At 64.4% G+C, this 15,119-nt stretch carries 13 protein-coding genes; 12 read left to right on the top strand and 1 reads right to left on the bottom strand.

Going from position 1 to position 15,119, the window contains the following annotated elements:
- Nucleotides 1-147 precede the first annotated feature (147 nt).
- The 11 genes from aldA (at nucleotide 148) to SR3_RS23995 (ending at nucleotide 11,351) form a co-directional block, all read left to right on the top strand.
- Entirely contained in the window at nucleotides 148-1,584 is a 1,437-nt protein-coding gene (gene aldA, locus SR3_RS24045) for an aldehyde dehydrogenase (protein ID WP_068091662.1), read from the top strand.
- A gap of 144 nt (nucleotides 1,585-1,728) precedes the next feature.
- On the top strand, nucleotides 1,729-3,360 hold the full coding sequence (locus SR3_RS24040) for a GMC family oxidoreductase (protein WP_068091659.1): 1,632 nt from the start codon (nucleotides 1,729-1,731) through the stop codon (nucleotides 3,358-3,360).
- 23 nt (nucleotides 3,361-3,383) lie between these two features.
- Entirely contained in the window at nucleotides 3,384-3,854 is a 471-nt protein-coding gene (locus tag SR3_RS24035; protein ID WP_068091655.1) for a hypothetical protein, read from the top strand.
- Nucleotides 3,855-3,964: 110 nt separating this feature from the next.
- On the top strand, nucleotides 3,965-4,834 hold the full coding sequence (locus SR3_RS24030; RefSeq protein ID WP_068091652.1) for a transporter: 870 nt from the start codon (nucleotides 3,965-3,967) through the stop codon (nucleotides 4,832-4,834).
- Entirely contained in the window at nucleotides 4,834-5,589 is a 756-nt protein-coding gene (locus tag SR3_RS24025; protein ID WP_068091649.1) for an SDR family NAD(P)-dependent oxidoreductase, read from the top strand. Before SR3_RS24030 ends, SR3_RS24025 begins: the two co-directional genes overlap by 1 nt.
- Nucleotides 5,590-5,599: 10 nt before the next feature.
- The gene (locus tag SR3_RS24020; RefSeq protein ID WP_068091646.1) at nucleotides 5,600-6,760 is read left to right on the top strand and encodes an acyl-CoA dehydrogenase family protein; all 1,161 of its coding nucleotides are present in this window, start codon (nucleotides 5,600-5,602) and stop codon (nucleotides 6,758-6,760) included.
- Nucleotides 6,757-7,824 (top strand): phosphotransferase family protein, encoded by a 1,068-nt coding sequence (locus tag SR3_RS24015; RefSeq protein ID WP_068091643.1) that lies wholly within the window; start codon nucleotides 6,757-6,759, stop codon nucleotides 7,822-7,824. Before SR3_RS24020 ends, SR3_RS24015 begins: the two co-directional genes overlap by 4 nt.
- A 140-nt stretch (nucleotides 7,825-7,964) precedes the next feature.
- Nucleotides 7,965-9,200 carry a flavin-containing monooxygenase gene (locus SR3_RS24010; RefSeq protein WP_068091640.1) on the top strand — a complete coding sequence of 412 codons (1,236 nt, stop codon included), beginning with the start codon at nucleotides 7,965-7,967 and terminating at the stop codon, nucleotides 9,198-9,200.
- Nucleotides 9,201-9,222: 22 nt separating this feature from the next.
- Nucleotides 9,223-9,639, top strand: a complete 417-nt coding sequence (locus SR3_RS24005) for a RidA family protein (RefSeq protein ID WP_068091638.1) — start codon at nucleotides 9,223-9,225, stop codon at nucleotides 9,637-9,639.
- Complete coding sequence (locus SR3_RS24000; RefSeq protein WP_068091635.1) at nucleotides 9,636-10,313, top strand: DUF1028 domain-containing protein; 678 nt, start codon at nucleotides 9,636-9,638, stop codon at nucleotides 10,311-10,313. The genes SR3_RS24005 and SR3_RS24000 overlap by 4 nt, the downstream gene beginning before the upstream one ends.
- Nucleotides 10,314-10,430: 117 nt before the next feature.
- Entirely contained in the window at nucleotides 10,431-11,351 is a 921-nt protein-coding gene (locus SR3_RS23995) for a LysR family transcriptional regulator (protein WP_068091632.1), read from the top strand.
- A gap of 1 nt (nucleotide 11,352) precedes the next feature.
- Here the strand turns inward: SR3_RS23995 and argE are convergent, their stop codons facing one another.
- Nucleotides 11,353-12,519, bottom strand: a complete 1,167-nt coding sequence (gene argE, locus SR3_RS23990) for an acetylornithine deacetylase (RefSeq protein ID WP_068091629.1) — start codon at nucleotides 12,517-12,519, stop codon at nucleotides 11,353-11,355.
- A gap of 167 nt (nucleotides 12,520-12,686) precedes the next feature.
- Between argE and SR3_RS23985 the strand changes: the two genes are divergently transcribed.
- Entirely contained in the window at nucleotides 12,687-15,047 is a 2,361-nt protein-coding gene (locus SR3_RS23985) for a beta-glucosidase (protein WP_068091626.1), read from the top strand.
- The last annotated feature ends 72 nt before the right edge of the window (nucleotides 15,048-15,119 follow it).

The raw sequence follows: 15,119 nt of genomic DNA, 5'->3' as shown, positions 1-15,119 counted from the left end.
AAGCCACGGCAATGGAACGGAAGGGCTCCGCCTCGCGGGGCCGGAAAGGAACAATCGCGTCTGGAGGATGCCGCTTTGGCTGCCTCCACCTTCAAGACAACAGGCCAGCCACAGAAGCGGGCCGTAGACAATGGAGAGTGATCCGAGATGGCGACGATAACCCCCCGGAATTATATCGATGGCGCCTTTGTCGATGCTGGAAGCTCCGATCTGTTCGAGATCGAAAATCCCGCAACGCAGGAGGTGATCGCCACCGCCCCCGACACGCCGGCCGCAGAGGTGGACCGCGCGGTGCAGGCCGCCAAAGCAGCCCAGCCCGCATGGGAAAAGCTGCCACCGCAGGCCCGCGCCACCCATATCCGCCAGATTGCCGCGAAGATCCGCCAGAATGTGGACCGCATCGCCCAGACCATCACGCGGGAGCAGGGCAAGCCGCTGGGCCTCTCCACGCTGGAGGTGAATTTCACCGCCGATTATATGGACTACATGGCGGAATGGGCGCGCCGCATCGAGGGCGAGATCATCGCCAGCGACCGTCCCAATGAAACCATCATGCTGTTTCGCAAGCCGATCGGCGTGACGGCAGGCATTCTGCCCTGGAATTTCCCTTTCTTCCTGATTGCCCGCAAGCTGGCCCCGGCGCTGGTGACGGGCAACACCGTCGTCATCAAGTCGAGCGAGGAAACGCCGGTCAACGCCTTCCTCTTCGCCGAGTTGATGGCGCAGACCGATCTGCCCGCCGGTGTCGCCAACATCCTGAGCGGGCGTGGCGGCAGCACGGGCGATGCGCTGAGCCGCCACAAGGATGTCGGCCTGATCAGCTTCACCGGCAGCGTGGCGACCGGCGCGCGGATCATGGAGGCGGCGGCCAGAAACCTCACCCGCGTCAATCTGGAGTTGGGCGGCAAGGCCCCGGCCATCGTGCTGGCCGACGCCGATCTCGATCTGGCGGCCAAGGCGGTCTATGACAGCCGCGTGCTGAACACCGGCCAGCTCTGCAACTGCGCCGAGCGGATCTATGTCGAACGTTCGGTGGTGGCAGAGTTTTCCGAAAAGCTGGCGGCCCATATGAAGGCGACGACCTTTGGCGATCCGATGGCGGATCGCGATGTCGCGATGGGGCCGCTGATCAACAAGGCGGGCCGCGACAAGGTGGCGGCATTGGTCGACAAGGCGCTGAAGGATGGCGCCGAAGCGCTCACCGGGGGCAGGATCGCCGACCGCAAGGGCTGGCACTATGAACCCACGGTGCTCGCCAATTGCACCGCCGATATGGCGGTGATGCGTGACGAGATCTTCGGTCCAGTGATCCCCGTGCAGGCCATTGACAGTCTTGATGAAGGCATCACCCTGGCCAACAACAGCGAATACGGGCTCACCTCATCGATCTTCACCAAGAGCCTGAGCGCTGCCCAACAAGCCATGCGCGAATTGCGCTTCGGCGAGACCTACATCAACCGCGAACATTTCGAGGCCATGCAGGGCTTCCACGCCGGTCGCCGTAAATCGGGCATCGGCGGGGCGGACGGCAAGCACGGCCTCTACGAATACACCGAGACGCATGTGGTTTACATGCAGGGTTGAACCATCCCTGAGGCCCGAGGCCTCGCGGACCATTGACGGGGCATCAGACAAGCCTCGCGATCATGACGCCAGTGCCGCGCCAGATCTCGTGACATCGGTGATGTTGCGATCGAGGCACTGCGTCCATCAACAAGGAGAGAGAGGATGCGAGGGAATGACGCAAAGACCTATGATGTCGTGATCGTTGGCGCGGGGCCAAGTGGCGCGGTTGCCGCCAAGCGCTTCGCCGAAGCCGGCATGTCGGTGATTTGTCTGGAGCAGGGCGAATACCCCGATTACACGCTCATCAAGAGCGACGGGCTCGATTTCGAATTCACCAAGGACCGTTTCTACACCTGGAACCCCAACAAGCGGCAGGCGTCTTCGGACTATCCGGTCAATGATACGGAATCCGAAGTCTCGCCCCTGATGTGGAATGGCGTGGGTGGCAGTTCGATGCTTTACGCCGCCGCATGGCATCGCTTCAAGCCCAGCGACTTCCGTGTCAAGACGCTGGATGGTGTCGCCGATGACTGGCCGATCAGCTATGAAGACCTTGCCCCTTATTATGACCGGGTGAGCGAGGATTTTTCGGTCTCCGGCGTGGCGGGCGATCCCACCTATCCCTATCATGACATTCCGCTGCCGCCTTTCAATCTGGGCGATATGGAAAAGAAGATGATCGCCGCGCATGACCGGCTCGGCTGGCACTGGTGGCCGGGTGTCAATGCCATCGCCAGCGTGAAGCATGGCAATCTGGAGCCCTGCATCCGGCGCGGCGCCTGCCTGTGGGGTTGTTTTGCGGGGGCCAAGGCCTCTGTGGACCGCACCCATTGGCCGGTGGCGCGCGGGCTGGGCGTCGATCTGGTGCCCAAGGCGCGCGTGCTGCGCGTGGAAACCGACAAGGAGGGGCTGGCCACGGGTGTCACCTATGTCGACCGCGATACCGGGCAGACCCACTTCCAGCCGGGCCGCATCGTGGTGATCTGCGCCAATGGTCTGGGCACGCCGCGTTTGCTGCTCAATTCCAAATCGGCCTCGCATCCCGATGGGCTGGCCAACTCCTCGGGCATGGTCGGCAAGCGGCTGATGATGCACCCCATCGCCACGGTGATCGGCCTTTACGACGATTTCTTCGAGACCTGGCAGGGGCCCTTCGGTCAACGCCTCTATTCGCTGGAATTCGCCGAAACGCGCAAGGACACCGATTTCGTGCGCGGCGCCAAATGGCAGCTGATGGGCACGGGCGGCCCGCTCAACACCATTGGCGCTTTCCCCTGGGGCGATGCCGCGGGCTGGGGCGAGGACTTCCACCGCACGGTGAAGCAGCGCTTCGGCCGCTCGATGGACTGGACGATCATCATCGAGGATCTTCCCGATGAGGACAATCGGGTCGTGCTGGATGACAGTCTTGTCGATGAAGACGGCATGCCCGCGCCCAAGATGATCTACAAGAACAATGAAAACACCCGGCGCATGACCAAGTTCAATGTCGAAAAAGCGGCGCAGTCGCTGCGGGAATCGGGCGCTTACGACATTCTGGAAGCGCCTTTCGTGCGGGAAACCGGCTGGCATATGCTGGGCACCTGCGTGATGGGCCGCGATCCGCGCACTTCGGTGGTGGATGGCGAATGCCGCGCGCATGACTGCCAGAACCTGTTCATCTTCGATGGCAGCGTGATGCCCACCGGCAGCTGTGTGAACCCCACCGGCACCGTTGCCGCTTTGGCGTTGCGCGGCGCGGAGCTGATCGCGCAAAAGGCCGGCGAGCAGAAAATCAGCCTGCAGACCGCCTGAACGGAAGGATGAGGAGAGAAATCATGTACACATCCGTCAAACTTCCCGACACCACCCTCGCCGAGCGTAAGCAGGCCGCACAGGCGGTGATCGAGCGCTACCGCGCCCGCATCGCCTGGGCCGCCGATGCGCTGATCCCCGAGGACAAGGCGCTCGACATGCCTTCGGCCACGCAGGCGGGCCTGCTGGATCACTGGCTGCCCGAGGCGCTGACCGCGCGCGACGACATGCTGCCGCCCTTCGTCAAAGCGCTGGAGGGCCTGCCGGAGGAGGCGCCCGCCGATGCGCTGGGCGCCTTGCAGGCCTTGCCGGGCGGGGGCTTCGATGTCGTCGCCCGCACGGTCGCGGGGGCCTATTTCTGGAGCCCGGAGATCAACCGCAAGCTCAAATATCCCGGCCAGCAGGAAATCCGCGAGACGCCGGATTATGATGTCGTGATGGATGCCATCGCCCCGCAGCTTGAACGCGGCGACCGGTTCATTCCGACTCCTTGAGCAGGACGCCGGTGCCTCCCTGTTGCAGGCAGGCACCGGCTCTCCATCCATCGGCCATACCGACCGGAGAGACGCGGCAAGCGCGCCTCCGGCAGGGGAGGATTTGCGCCATGACCTATGAGAGGATTGCCACCTGTGTCAGCATCGCTTTGGCGATGGGCTGTGTCGCGCAGGCCAGGGCTTCGGACATCACCTTCGCGGTGATCAATCCGCATGAGTATGATCTGCCCACCGACGGCTATCGCCCCTTCAACGCGGTGGTCGAATATGGTGAGTACAACAATGGCACGCAGCAGTTCGACAATGCCGGTCACCGGATCAAGGGCCCGGATACCGATCTTTACGCCAGCCTGACCAAGCTTGTCCACTTCTGGACGTTTGACGGTCTGCCCAATGTTGGCTTTGCCTATGAGGTGATCCAGCCCACCGTGCATCTGGATGGGCCCGGGCTGAACAAGACCGGCTTCGGCGACACGCTGACCGGCCCGGCCATATGGGTGAAGCCCACTAAGAACACCGTGCTGGGTTTCCAGACCTTTGCCAGCATTCCGGTGGGCAGCAGCAACATCACGAACCATTACTGGGCCAATTATTCCAGCTTCTTCTTCGATGCGGAAATCAAGAAGCATCTGAGCCTGACCGGTGATATCGGGGCGATCTTTCGAGGGCGGCAGCAGGTTGTCGACGGGCCGAACATCGCGCCGGGCAACAGCTATCACTTCAACATCCGTGCCAGCTGGCGGTCCAAATCGAAATTCGAACCTTTCGTCGCCTTCGATTGGCAGCAGAACAAGAAAAGCCGCTATGTTGGTGGTGCGGACATCCCCTTTTCCGATGGGCATGAGACGACTTGGGGTGTCGGCACGCTTTATGCGGTGAACAAGAAGCTGTCGCTGGTGGCCCGCTATTCGCGCAGCATCGAGGGAAGGAACGTCACGATGACCAACGCCGTCTATGCCAGCCTGATCAAGGTGTTCTGATGCAGATGACGGTGGATCTTTCCGGAAAACAGGCGCTGGTGACTGGCGCGTCCTCGGGCCTTGGCGCGCATTTCGCCAGACTGCTGGCGCGGTCGGGCGCGCAGGTGCTGCTCGCCGCCCGGCGCGAGGAGGCGCTGGCGCAGGTCGCCGCGCAGATCGAGGAGGAGGGCGGGAGCTGCCGCACGCTACGCCTCGATGTCTCCGATCCGACCAGCGTGAGAGACATGGCCCCCATGATCGCCGGCCTGGATATTCTGATCAACAATGCCGGCGTGGTGCGGGAAAGCAGCGCTCTGGATCATGCCGAGGCCGATTGGGATGCGGTGATCGACACCAATCTGAAGGGCAGTTTCCTGCTGGCCCAGGCCGCGGCGCGGGCGATGCAGGCGCATGGGCGCGGCGGGTCGATCGTCAACATCGCCTCGATCCTGGGGCTGCGGCAGGGCGGCGGGGTGGTCTCCTATGCCGTGTCCAAGGCGGGCGTGATCCAGCTGACCAGGACGCTGGCGCTGGAATGGGCGCGATATGGCGTGCGCGTGAATGCTCTGGCGCCCGGCTATATCGCAACCGATCTCAATGAAGAGTTCTGGGACAGTGATCCCGGCAAGGCCATGATCCGCCGCATTCCGCAGCGCAGGCTGGGGCGGCTGGAGGATCTGGACGGGCCGCTGCTGCTGCTGGCCTCGGATGCCTCGGCCTATATGACCGGGTCGGTGATCGCGGCGGATGGCGGCCATCTTGTGAGCGGATTGTGAAGGAGAAACAATGAGCAAGCGTGCAGAAGCCATCGCGGCGCGAGTGGAGGATTTCGTGCGCACTGTGGTGGCGCCTTATGAGAAAGACGGCCGCCGCGACCATCACGGGCCCACCGATGCGCTGGTGATGGAATTGCGGGAGAAAGCGCGGATCGCTGGCGTGCTGACGCCCCATATTCTGGAGGATGGTTCTCACCTTACCCAGCGCGAGACGGCCATCGTGCTGCGCCAGTCCGGCCTGTCGCCGCTCGGGCCGCTGGCCTGCAACACGGCGGCGCCCGACGAGGGCAACATGTATCTTCTGGGCAAGGTCGGCAGCGCCGAGCAGAAGGCCCGCTTCCTCGATCCATTGGTGCGCGGGGAGGCGCGCTCGGCCTTCTTCATGACCGAACCGGCGGAAGACGGCGGCGCGGGTTCCGATCCCTCGATGATGCAGACCACCTGCCGGCTCGATGGCAACCACTGGATCATCAACGGGCGCAAGAAGTTCATCACCGGAGCGCAAGGGGCCAGGGTCGGCATCGTCATGGCCAAATCCGGGGATGGGGCCTGCATGTTTCTGGTCGATCTGCCCGATCCCGCGATCCGTATGCTGCGCGTGCTCGACACCATCGACAGCTCGATGCCCGGCGGCCATGCGGTGGTCGATCTTGTCGATCTGCGCGTCTCGCCCGAGCAGATGCTGGGCGCTTCGGGAGAGGGTTTCCAATATGCGCAGGTGCGGCTCAGCCCGGCGCGCCTCTCGCATTGCATGCGCTGGCTGGGGCTGGCGACCCGCGCCCAGGAGATCGCCAGCGATTACGCCAACCGCCGCCACGCTTTCGGCAAGCCGCTGGTCGATCACGAAGGCGTCGGCTTCATGCTGGCGGAGAACCTGATCGACCTGAAGCAGGCCGAACTCATCATCGACTGGTGCGCGGGCGTGCTGGATAGCGGATCGCTGGGCACGGCGGAAAGCTCGATGGCGAAAGTGGCGGTCTCGGATGCGCTGTTCCGCGTGGTGGACAAATGCGTTCAGGTGATGGGCGGCAATGGCGTCAGCCAGGACACCATCGTCGAGCAGGCCTTCCGCGAAATCCGCGCTTTCCGTATCTATGACGGGCCCACCGAAGTTCACAAATGGAGCCTCGCCAAGAAAATCAAGCGCGACTGGAAGGCAGCGCAGGCATGAGCAGCGCAGCAGAAGCCAACAGCGGCACCACGGCGGTGCGGGAGGGCTATGCCCTTGATGTTATGGCGCTTGATGGCTGGATGCGCGCGCATGTCGAGGATTATCGCGGCCCACTCACCATAGAGCAGTTCAAGGGCGGCCAGTCCAACCCGACCTATCGGCTGGTGACACCGGAGCGCAGCTATGTGCTGCGCAAGCAGCCGCCCGGAGCGCTGCTGAAGGGCGCACATGCGGTGGACCGTGAGGCGAAGGTGCTGACCGGGCTGGCCAGGGCAGGTTTCCCGGTCGCCCAGATCCATAGGGTTTGCACCGACCCTTCGGTGATCGGCACGATCTTCTATGTGATGGAGATGGTGGAGGGCCGCATCTTCTGGGACGCGGCCATTCCTGACGTGTCCAACACCGAACGCGCCGCCCTGTTCGATGCGATGAACGCCACCATTGCGCAGCTTCACAGCGTGGATTACGCGGCGGTGGGGCTCGGGGACTATGGCCGCCCCGGCAATTATTTCGAGCGTCAGATCGCCCGCTGGTCGAAGCAATATCTGGACGACACGGATGCCGGCCGCGATCCCGCCATGGACCGGCTCGTCGCATGGTTGCCCGCCAACATCCCGCCGGGCGATGAAACCAGCATCGTCCATGGCGATTTCCGCATCGACAATCTGATCTTTCACCCCACACAGCCCAAAGTGCTGGCGGTGCTGGACTGGGAATTGTCCACGCTGGGGCATCCGGGGGCTGATTTCGCCTATCACGCGATGATGTACCGCATGCCGCCGCATATCGTGGCGGGGCTGGGCGGGGCGGACATCGCCGCGCTGGGTATCCCTGACGAGCGGGCCTATCTGGAAGCCTATTGCACACGGCGCGGGCTGGCGGACATGCCGACTTACGGCTTTTACATGGCCTTCAACTTCTTCCGGCTTGCCGCAATCTTCCATGGCATCAAGGGGCGGGTGATCCGGGGCACGGCCTCATCCGCTCAGGCCAAAGAGCGTGTCGCTGTCTTGCCTGAATTGATGAAGCTGGCATGGGATCAGGTGGAGCGGCTGGAAAGCTGATCTGCCCCTTGTGAGCCCTGCTTAGGAAAAGCCTAAGCAGGGCTGCATCAAATCATTATTTTTCCGATCCCCAATCGTCGCGATACCGGCTGTCACGCTGACGCTCCCGTCAGACACATGGGCAGTAAAAGGGTCAAGACATGACAATTCCCGCGGTCGATACGCTGATCATCGGCGGTGGCCAGGCCGGCCTGGCGATGAGCGCGCATCTGACCAAACGCGGCCTGCCGCATCTGGTGGTCGAGCGTGACCGCATCGCCGAAAGCTGGCGCACGCGCCGCTGGGATACGCTGGTCGCCAATGGTCCGGCCTGGCACGACCGTTTCCCCGACCGCGAATTTGCCGAACTGGACCCCGAAAGCTTCGCCACCAAGGATGAGGTGGCCGCCTATTTCGAGGCCTTCGCCGCCCAGATCGACTCCCCCATCCGCGAGGGTGTGGCGGTGACCAGCGTGGCCCACGCCGCCGATGGCGTGGGCTTTCATATCGAAACCTCGCGCGGGGCGATCAGCGCCCGGGAGGTGGTGGTGGCGACGGGGCCGTTCCAGCGCCCCAGCATTCCGCCGATTGTCCCCGCTGTCGATGGCATCGAGCAGATCCACTCGATCAACTATCGCAACCCGCAGCAGCTGCCCGAAGGCGCGGTGCTGGTGGTGGGCGCGGGCTCCTCGGGCGTGCAGATTGCTGATGAACTGCTGCGCGCCGGGCGCAAGGTCTATCTCTCGGTGGGGCCGCACAATCGACCGCCGCGCCGTTATCGCGGGCAGGATTTCTGCTGGTGGCTGGGCGCGCTGGGCCATTGGAACGCCACCAGGATGACGCCCGGCAAGGAGCATGTGACCATCGCCGTCAGCGGTGCGCGGGGCGGCCATACCGTCGATTTCCGCGAGCTGGCCAGTCGCGGCATGGTGCTGTTGGGCATGGCGCAGGGCACGGAGGGCGGCGTGATGCGCTTCGCCCCCGATCTGGTCGACAGCATTGCGGCGGGCGATGCCGATTACCTCTCGGTGCTGGACGAGGCCGATGCCTATATCGAGCGGGAAGGCCTCACCTTCCCCGAAGAGCCCGAAGCGCGCGCCACGCTGCCCGATCCGGCCTGCATGACTGACCCGGCGCTGGAGCTTGATCTGAAAGCAGAAGGCATCACCTCGATCGTCTGGGCCACCGGCTTCAGCTTCGATTTCGACTGGCTGAAGTTCGATGTCTGCGATCCCACCGGCAAGCCCGTGCATCAGGGCGGCGTGACCTCCGTGCCCGGCCTCTATTTCCTTGGCCTGCCCTGGCTTACGCGCCGCGCCTCGGCTTTCATCTGGGGCGTGTGGGGCGATGCCGAAAAGCTTGCCGGTCATATCGCAGAAGCCAACCAGCCCGCCTGATCCCCTTCCACGGAGAACCCTCATGCCCACCCATACCCGCATCCGCCCCTTCAACACCGCCGAAACCTATCCCGAGCAGAAGCTGGACAACGACCTGTGCCAGGCGGTGGTCGCCAGCGGCCGCACCGTTTTCGTGCGTGGCCAGATCGCGCAGGACCTCGACACGCGCGAGAGCCTGCATATCGGCGACGCCACGCTCCAGGCCCGCAAGGCCATGGAAAACATCAAGATGCTGATGGAAGAGGCCGGCGGCGACCTCTCGCATGTCTGCCGCGTGGTGGTCTATCTGATCGACATCCGCTACCGCGAGGATGTCTATCGCGAGATGGGGCGCTGGCTGAAGGGCGTCTTCCCGGTCTCGACGGGTCTGGTTGTCAGCGCTCTGGCGCGGCCCGAATGGCTGGTGGAGATCGAGGCCACGGCGGTGATCCCGCAATGACCTTCTCCATCGCGGCGCGCTGCGCGCGCACCGGCATGTTCGGCGTTGCGGTTTCGTCTTCCAGTCCCGCTGTGGCGGCGCGCTGCGCGCATGTCCGCGCCGGGGTGGGGGCGGTGGCCACGCAGAACATCACCGATCCGCGCCTGGGCCCGGCGGGGCTCGATCTGCTGGCGCAGGGGCGGGATGCGGCGGAAACCATCGCCGTGCTTTACGCCCGCGCGGGGGAAACCGCGCCCTATCGCCAGCTGACGGCAGTCGATGCGCAGGGCCGCACCGCCGCCCATAGCGGGGAGCGGGCTCTGGGCAATCACGGGCATTTTGCGGGCGTGGATGCGGTGGCGGCGGGCAATATGCTGGTCAGCCCCGATCTGCCCGGCGCTATGGTCGAGGCCTTCGCCGCGCGTCCGCAGGATCATCTGGCGGTGCGGCTGCTGGCAGCGCTCGATGCCGCGCTGGCTGTGGGCGGCGAGGAAGGGCCGATTCATTCCGCCGGCCTGCTGGTGGCCGACCGTGAGGCCTGGCCGCTGGTGGATCTGCGCGTCGACTGGAGTGACACCCCCATCGCCGATCTGCACCGGCTCTGGGCTGTGTGGGAGCCGCAGATGCTGGATTATGTGACGCGCGGTATCGATCCCACGCAGGCGCCGTCCTATGGCGTGCCCGGAGACCCTTAAGTGATCTCTGAGGAGAAGCGCCTCGGCTGGCCGGGCGTCCGGCCTGCCGAGGCGTGCCTTTCCGTGCCCCCTGTGCTAGAGCCGGGTCAGGCTTTTCGTTGGCCGGACCGGAGATCCATGCGCTTCACGCTGAAACAGTTGAGTTATTTCGTTGCAGCGGGTGAGGCAAACAGCATCACGCTGGCCTCCGAAAGGGTGCATATCTCGCAGCCCTCGATTTCCTCGGCGATCTCCCAGCTGGAGGCCGAGTTCGAGGTGCAGCTCTTCTATCGCCATCATGCGCAGGGCCTCTCGCTGACACCCGCCGGGCAGCGCCTGCTGGTGGCGGCGCGCGATCTGCTGCATCAGGCCGAATCCCTGCATGATCTGGCCGAGGAGATCACCACCTCGGTTGGCGGGCCTTTGCGGGTAGGGGCCTTCCGTACCTTCGCGCCGCTGATCCTGCCTGAACTCTGCGTCAGTTTCAGCGAGATGCATCCCAAGGTCTCGCTGGAGATGGTGGAGGACGATGAGTCCGAACTGGTTTCCAAGGTGCGCAAGGCCGAGCTGGATATTGCGCTCACCTATCAGCAGGAGGGCATCGACCTCGATTTCGAGCAACTGGCCCTGCTGCCCACCTATGTGCTGCTGCCCGCTGGGCATGGTCTCGCCAAGAGCGGCAGCCTCAGCCTGAAGGATCTGGCGGGGCAGCCCTTTGTGCTGCTCGATCTGCCGGTCAGCCGTGACTATTTCATGTCGCTGTTCCACAAGGCGGGTCTGCCGGTGAACATCATCGCGCGCAGCGCCCAGCCCGAAACGGTGCGCTCCTATGTGGCGAGCGGCCTTGGCTTTTCGCTGCTGACCGCGCGGCCCAAGAGCCTGACGGCGCTCAATGGCCGCAATCTGGCCTATCTCTACCTCGACGACGATTTTCCGCCGATGCGGCTGGGGATGGTGACCGCGCGCAACATCCGCAAGACGCGCGCGGTCGAGGCCTTCGAGGAGCATTGCCGCAAGTCCATCTCCACCCATTCGATTCCCGGGATGATGAGCTGGTAAGTTAACCTGGCAGGCGTCCGTCGCACAGGCGGTCGATCAGGGCGTCGAGCATGGCATCGCAGCGGGTCAACTGGTCCAGCGTGACGAATTCATCGGGCTTGTGGCCCTGATCCATCGAGCCGGGGCCGCAGATGATGACCGGGCTGTCGAGGCTCTGGTCGAAGAGGCCACCCTCGGTGCCGAAGGCCAGCTTGATCTGCTGATTGGCGCCCGAAATGCCGGACATAAAGGTCAGCCAGTCGCCATCGCCGCTGTCGAGGCCGGGGTAAGCGTTGACCACCTCAAGGGTGATCGCCGCTTCGGGGACGCTGGCGGCATAGGGGGCCAGGATGGCTTCGGCGGCGGCGCGCAGATTGGCCAGCACGGCATCGGCATCCTCGCCGGGAATGGTGCGCAGCTCCAGTGCGAGAGCGCAGTGATCGGGCACGATGTTCAGTGCTACGCCGCCGTTGATCGTGCCGATATGCAGGGTGGAGAAAGGCACCTCGAAGGCTTCGTCGCGGAGGCCTTCGGCTTCGATGCGGGCCTGTTCGGCGCGCACGGCGGTGGTGAATTCAGCCGCCAGATGGATGGCGTTGAGGCCCAGCGCGGGCAGGGCCGAATGCGCTGCGCGGCCCTTGCAGGAGACCTTCAGCGCCAGCTTGCCCTTGTGCCCGGTGGCCAGACGCATTGAGGTCGGCTCGCCGATCAGGCAGAGCAGAGGCTGGGCTGGCATCGCTTCCAGCTCGGGCAACAGCGAGCGCACGCCGACGCAGCCGACCTCTTCCTCGCAGGAAATCGCGAGTTGCAGGGGCGCGATCAGATCGTCCTTGCGCTGGGCCGCGCGGGCGAAGGCCGACAGCGCGCAGGCCAGAAAGCCCTTCATATCGGCGGTGCCGCGGCCATAAAGGCGGCCGTCCCGCTGCGTCAGGGTGAAGGGATCATATGTCCAGGGCTGGCCCTCCACCGGGACCACATCGCTGTGGCCCGAAAGCAGGATGCCGCGCTTTTCGCTGGGCCCCAGCGAGGCGAACAGGTTCCAGCTCCCCGGGAAAGGCCCGGCCACGTGCGCGGTGGTGGCGCCAAGCCCACGCAAATAAGCCTCGACATGATCGATCAGCGCCGCATTGGACGTGCCGCTGACGGTGGGGTAGGCGATCAAAGTGGTCAGCATGTCGATGCTGTGCATGGTAGGGCTCCCGAATTGAGGCCCCTCATGCGCGCGCGGGCGGTTTCGATCCATTTGCCTTTTCCAAAGCCGCGCTTCAGCGAAAGCGAATGGCGCAAAGGGCGGCAAAGGGCCAAGCGGGCAGAATGGCGGCAAGGCTGGCCGACGCAATGATGGAACAAGATGCAATGGCTGATGAACTGGGCACGATGACGGACACCATTCCCGCGCTGGTCGAACGCATGACGCTGGAGGAAAAGGCCGATCTGCTGACCGGCAAGGGCATGTGGCGCACCCATGGCATCGAAGGCCTCGGCGTGCGCGGTCTGGTCATGACCGACGGAACTTACGGTGTGCGCTATTCCATCTCGCAGATCGACGAGCAGCAGGCGGCTGGCATCGACCTCGATGCCTTTCTGGAGACCGTCAACCGCAAGGCCAATGATGTCGAGATCGCTTTTGGTTCGATGAAGCCGGCCACCTGCTTCCCCAACGGATCGAGCATGGCCTGTTCCTGGGATCTTGATCTGGCCCATGCCATGGGCGAGGCGCTGGGGCGCGAGTGCCGCAGTTTGGGCGTCGATGTGCTGCTGGGGCCGGGCGTCAACATCCGCCGCACGCCGCTGGGCGGGCGGGCTTACGAATATTTCTCGGAAGATCCGGTGGTGACGGGCGATTTCGCCGCCGCCATGATCAACGGCTTGCAGAGCCAGGGCGTGGGGGCCTCGCTCAAGCATTTCGCCTGCAACAACAGCGAGATGGAGCGGACCTCGATGGATTCCATCGTGGATGAGCGGGCGCTGCGCGAAATCTACCTGCTGGGCTATGAGCGCGCCATCGCCAGGAGCGATCCCTGGACGGTGATGAGCAGCTACAACCGTCTGAACGGCGAGCAGGCGGCGGAGAGTCACTGGCTGCTCACGCAGGTGTTGCGCGATGAATGGGGCTATCAGGGGCTGGTCATGTCCGACTGGCATGGCATCAAGGACCGCCCGGCCTCGCTGGCGGCGGGCAATGATCTGGATATGCCCGAAAGCCAGACGCGGCGCGATGAACTGCTGGCGGCGGTGCGTTCCGGCAAGCTCGCGCTGGAGGTTGTCGATACCGCCTGCGCCCGGATGATCGCGCTGGTGCGCCGGGCCGATGAAGGGCGGGCGATTGCGGTGGAACCGGCGGATCACGGCGCGCATCATGCGCTGGCCCGAAAGCTGGCCGGCGAGTCCATTGTGCTGCTGAAGAATGAGGGCGGTGTGCTGCCGCTTTCGCCCTCACAGCCCGGCGTGATCGCGGTGATCGGCAAGAGCGCTAAGGATGCCGTCATTCAGGGATCGGGCTGCGCGACCACCTCGCCCACCCGCGTCGATCAGCCTTTCGATGCGATCCGTGACGCCGTACCGGGCGCCGATCTGCGCTATTTCCCCGGCAGCGGCCATGCCGATGCCTTGGCCGAAGCGGTGGCGGGCGCGAAGGAGGCGGATGTCGCGGTGCTGTTCGTCAACAGCGAGGTGGGCTGGGATGGCGAAGGCTCTGACCGCCGCTCGATGAACCTTGCCGAGGGGCAGGATGCGCTGATCGCGGCGGTGGCAGCGGTGAACCCGCGCACGGTGGTGGTGATTTCCAGCCCCGATGCCGTGGTGATGCCATGGATCGACCGGGTGCCCGCCGTGCTGGGCACCTTCTTCTCGGGGCAGGCGATGGGCAGCGCGGTGGCGGATATTCTGTTCGGCGCGGTCAATCCTTCGGGCAAGCTGACCACCAGCTTTCCGCTGACCATGAAGGACATCCCGGGCTATCTCTCCTATCCGGGCGAGAATGGGCGGCATGTCTATGCTGAGGGGCTGTTTGTCGGCTATCGCAGCTATGACTCGCGTGAGGCGCCGGTGCTGTTCCCCTTCGGCCATGGGCTGGGTTACGCTGCGTTTGAGTATGCCAACCTCACCCTTGATCGCAGCGAAATCCGCGAGGGCGAGACGCTGACCGTCAGCTTCGATCTCACCAACAGCGGCGCGGTGGCGGGCAAGGAAATCTCGCAGCTTTATGTGCGCTATGGCAGCCCGCGCGTCAGCCGTCCGGTGCATGAGTTGAAGGGCTTTGTGAAGACCCCGCTGGCCCCCGGCGAAACCCGCCGCGTCAGCCTCACCATCCCCGCCGAGGATCTGCGCTACTGGAACCCGGCGCGCGGCTGCTGGGTGCTGGATGAAGATGAGATCGTGATCGAGGTGGCGGCTTCCTCACGCGATATCCGGCTGGAGGGCACGCTTTCCACCCGATCGCGCGTGGGGCGTTATCGTGAGATCACCTTCGATACCCAGCCTAGCATCATTCTGGCCACGCCCATCGCCCATAAGGCGTTCCGCGAGTTCATCGCCCAGCGCCTGGCCGTGAGCGAGAGCGATGCCGAGCATATCCTCCAGCATTGCGCCTCATCTTTCCTTGGCATGACCACCACGCTGGATCGCCGCCTGCGTCAGCGCGTCACCCGCGCCGAGGTGCAGCCTTTGCTTGACCGAATCAATGCCGAGATCCGGGCATGGGAACAGCAGGGCTAGGGGCGCAAGGGCCTGCCGCTATTTCGGCAGGCCCTTGCGCCCGAACCCGACATAGGCAGGCGCGGCGACCGG

Origin of the sequence: Novosphingobium rosa NBRC 15208 (genome assembly GCF_001598555.1) — a bacterium.
GTDB classification, from domain to species: Bacteria; Pseudomonadota; Alphaproteobacteria; order Sphingomonadales; family Sphingomonadaceae; genus Novosphingobium; species Novosphingobium rosa.
The sequence above is the reverse complement of the archived record's forward strand: the minus strand, read 5'-3'. Positions and strand labels throughout refer to the sequence as shown.

What these genes read in the sequence shown, in the direction of transcription:
- aldA (WP_068091662.1), top strand. Translation starts at nt 148, where the DNA reads ATGGCGACGATAACCCCCCGGAATTATATCGATGGCGCCTTTGTCGAT.
- SR3_RS24040 (WP_068091659.1), top strand. Translation starts at nt 1,729, where the DNA reads ATGCGAGGGAATGACGCAAAGACCTATGATGTCGTGATCGTTGGCGCG.
- SR3_RS24035 (WP_068091655.1), top strand. Translation starts at nt 3,384, where the DNA reads ATGTACACATCCGTCAAACTTCCCGACACCACCCTCGCCGAGCGTAAG.
- SR3_RS24030 (WP_068091652.1), top strand. Translation starts at nt 3,965, where the DNA reads ATGACCTATGAGAGGATTGCCACCTGTGTCAGCATCGCTTTGGCGATG.
- SR3_RS24025 (WP_068091649.1), top strand. Translation starts at nt 4,834, where the DNA reads ATGCAGATGACGGTGGATCTTTCCGGAAAACAGGCGCTGGTGACTGGC.
- SR3_RS24020 (WP_068091646.1), top strand. Translation starts at nt 5,600, where the DNA reads ATGAGCAAGCGTGCAGAAGCCATCGCGGCGCGAGTGGAGGATTTCGTG.
- SR3_RS24015 (WP_068091643.1), top strand. Translation starts at nt 6,757, where the DNA reads ATGAGCAGCGCAGCAGAAGCCAACAGCGGCACCACGGCGGTGCGGGAG.
- SR3_RS24010 (WP_068091640.1), top strand. Translation starts at nt 7,965, where the DNA reads ATGACAATTCCCGCGGTCGATACGCTGATCATCGGCGGTGGCCAGGCC.
- SR3_RS24005 (WP_068091638.1), top strand. Translation starts at nt 9,223, where the DNA reads ATGCCCACCCATACCCGCATCCGCCCCTTCAACACCGCCGAAACCTAT.
- SR3_RS24000 (WP_068091635.1), top strand. Translation starts at nt 9,636, where the DNA reads ATGACCTTCTCCATCGCGGCGCGCTGCGCGCGCACCGGCATGTTCGGC.
- SR3_RS23995 (WP_068091632.1), top strand. Translation starts at nt 10,431, where the DNA reads ATGCGCTTCACGCTGAAACAGTTGAGTTATTTCGTTGCAGCGGGTGAG.
- argE (WP_068091629.1), bottom strand. Translation starts at nt 12,519, where the DNA reads ATGCACAGCATCGACATGCTGACCACTTTGATCGCCTACCCCACCGTC.
- SR3_RS23985 (WP_068091626.1), top strand. Translation starts at nt 12,687, where the DNA reads ATGGCTGATGAACTGGGCACGATGACGGACACCATTCCCGCGCTGGTC.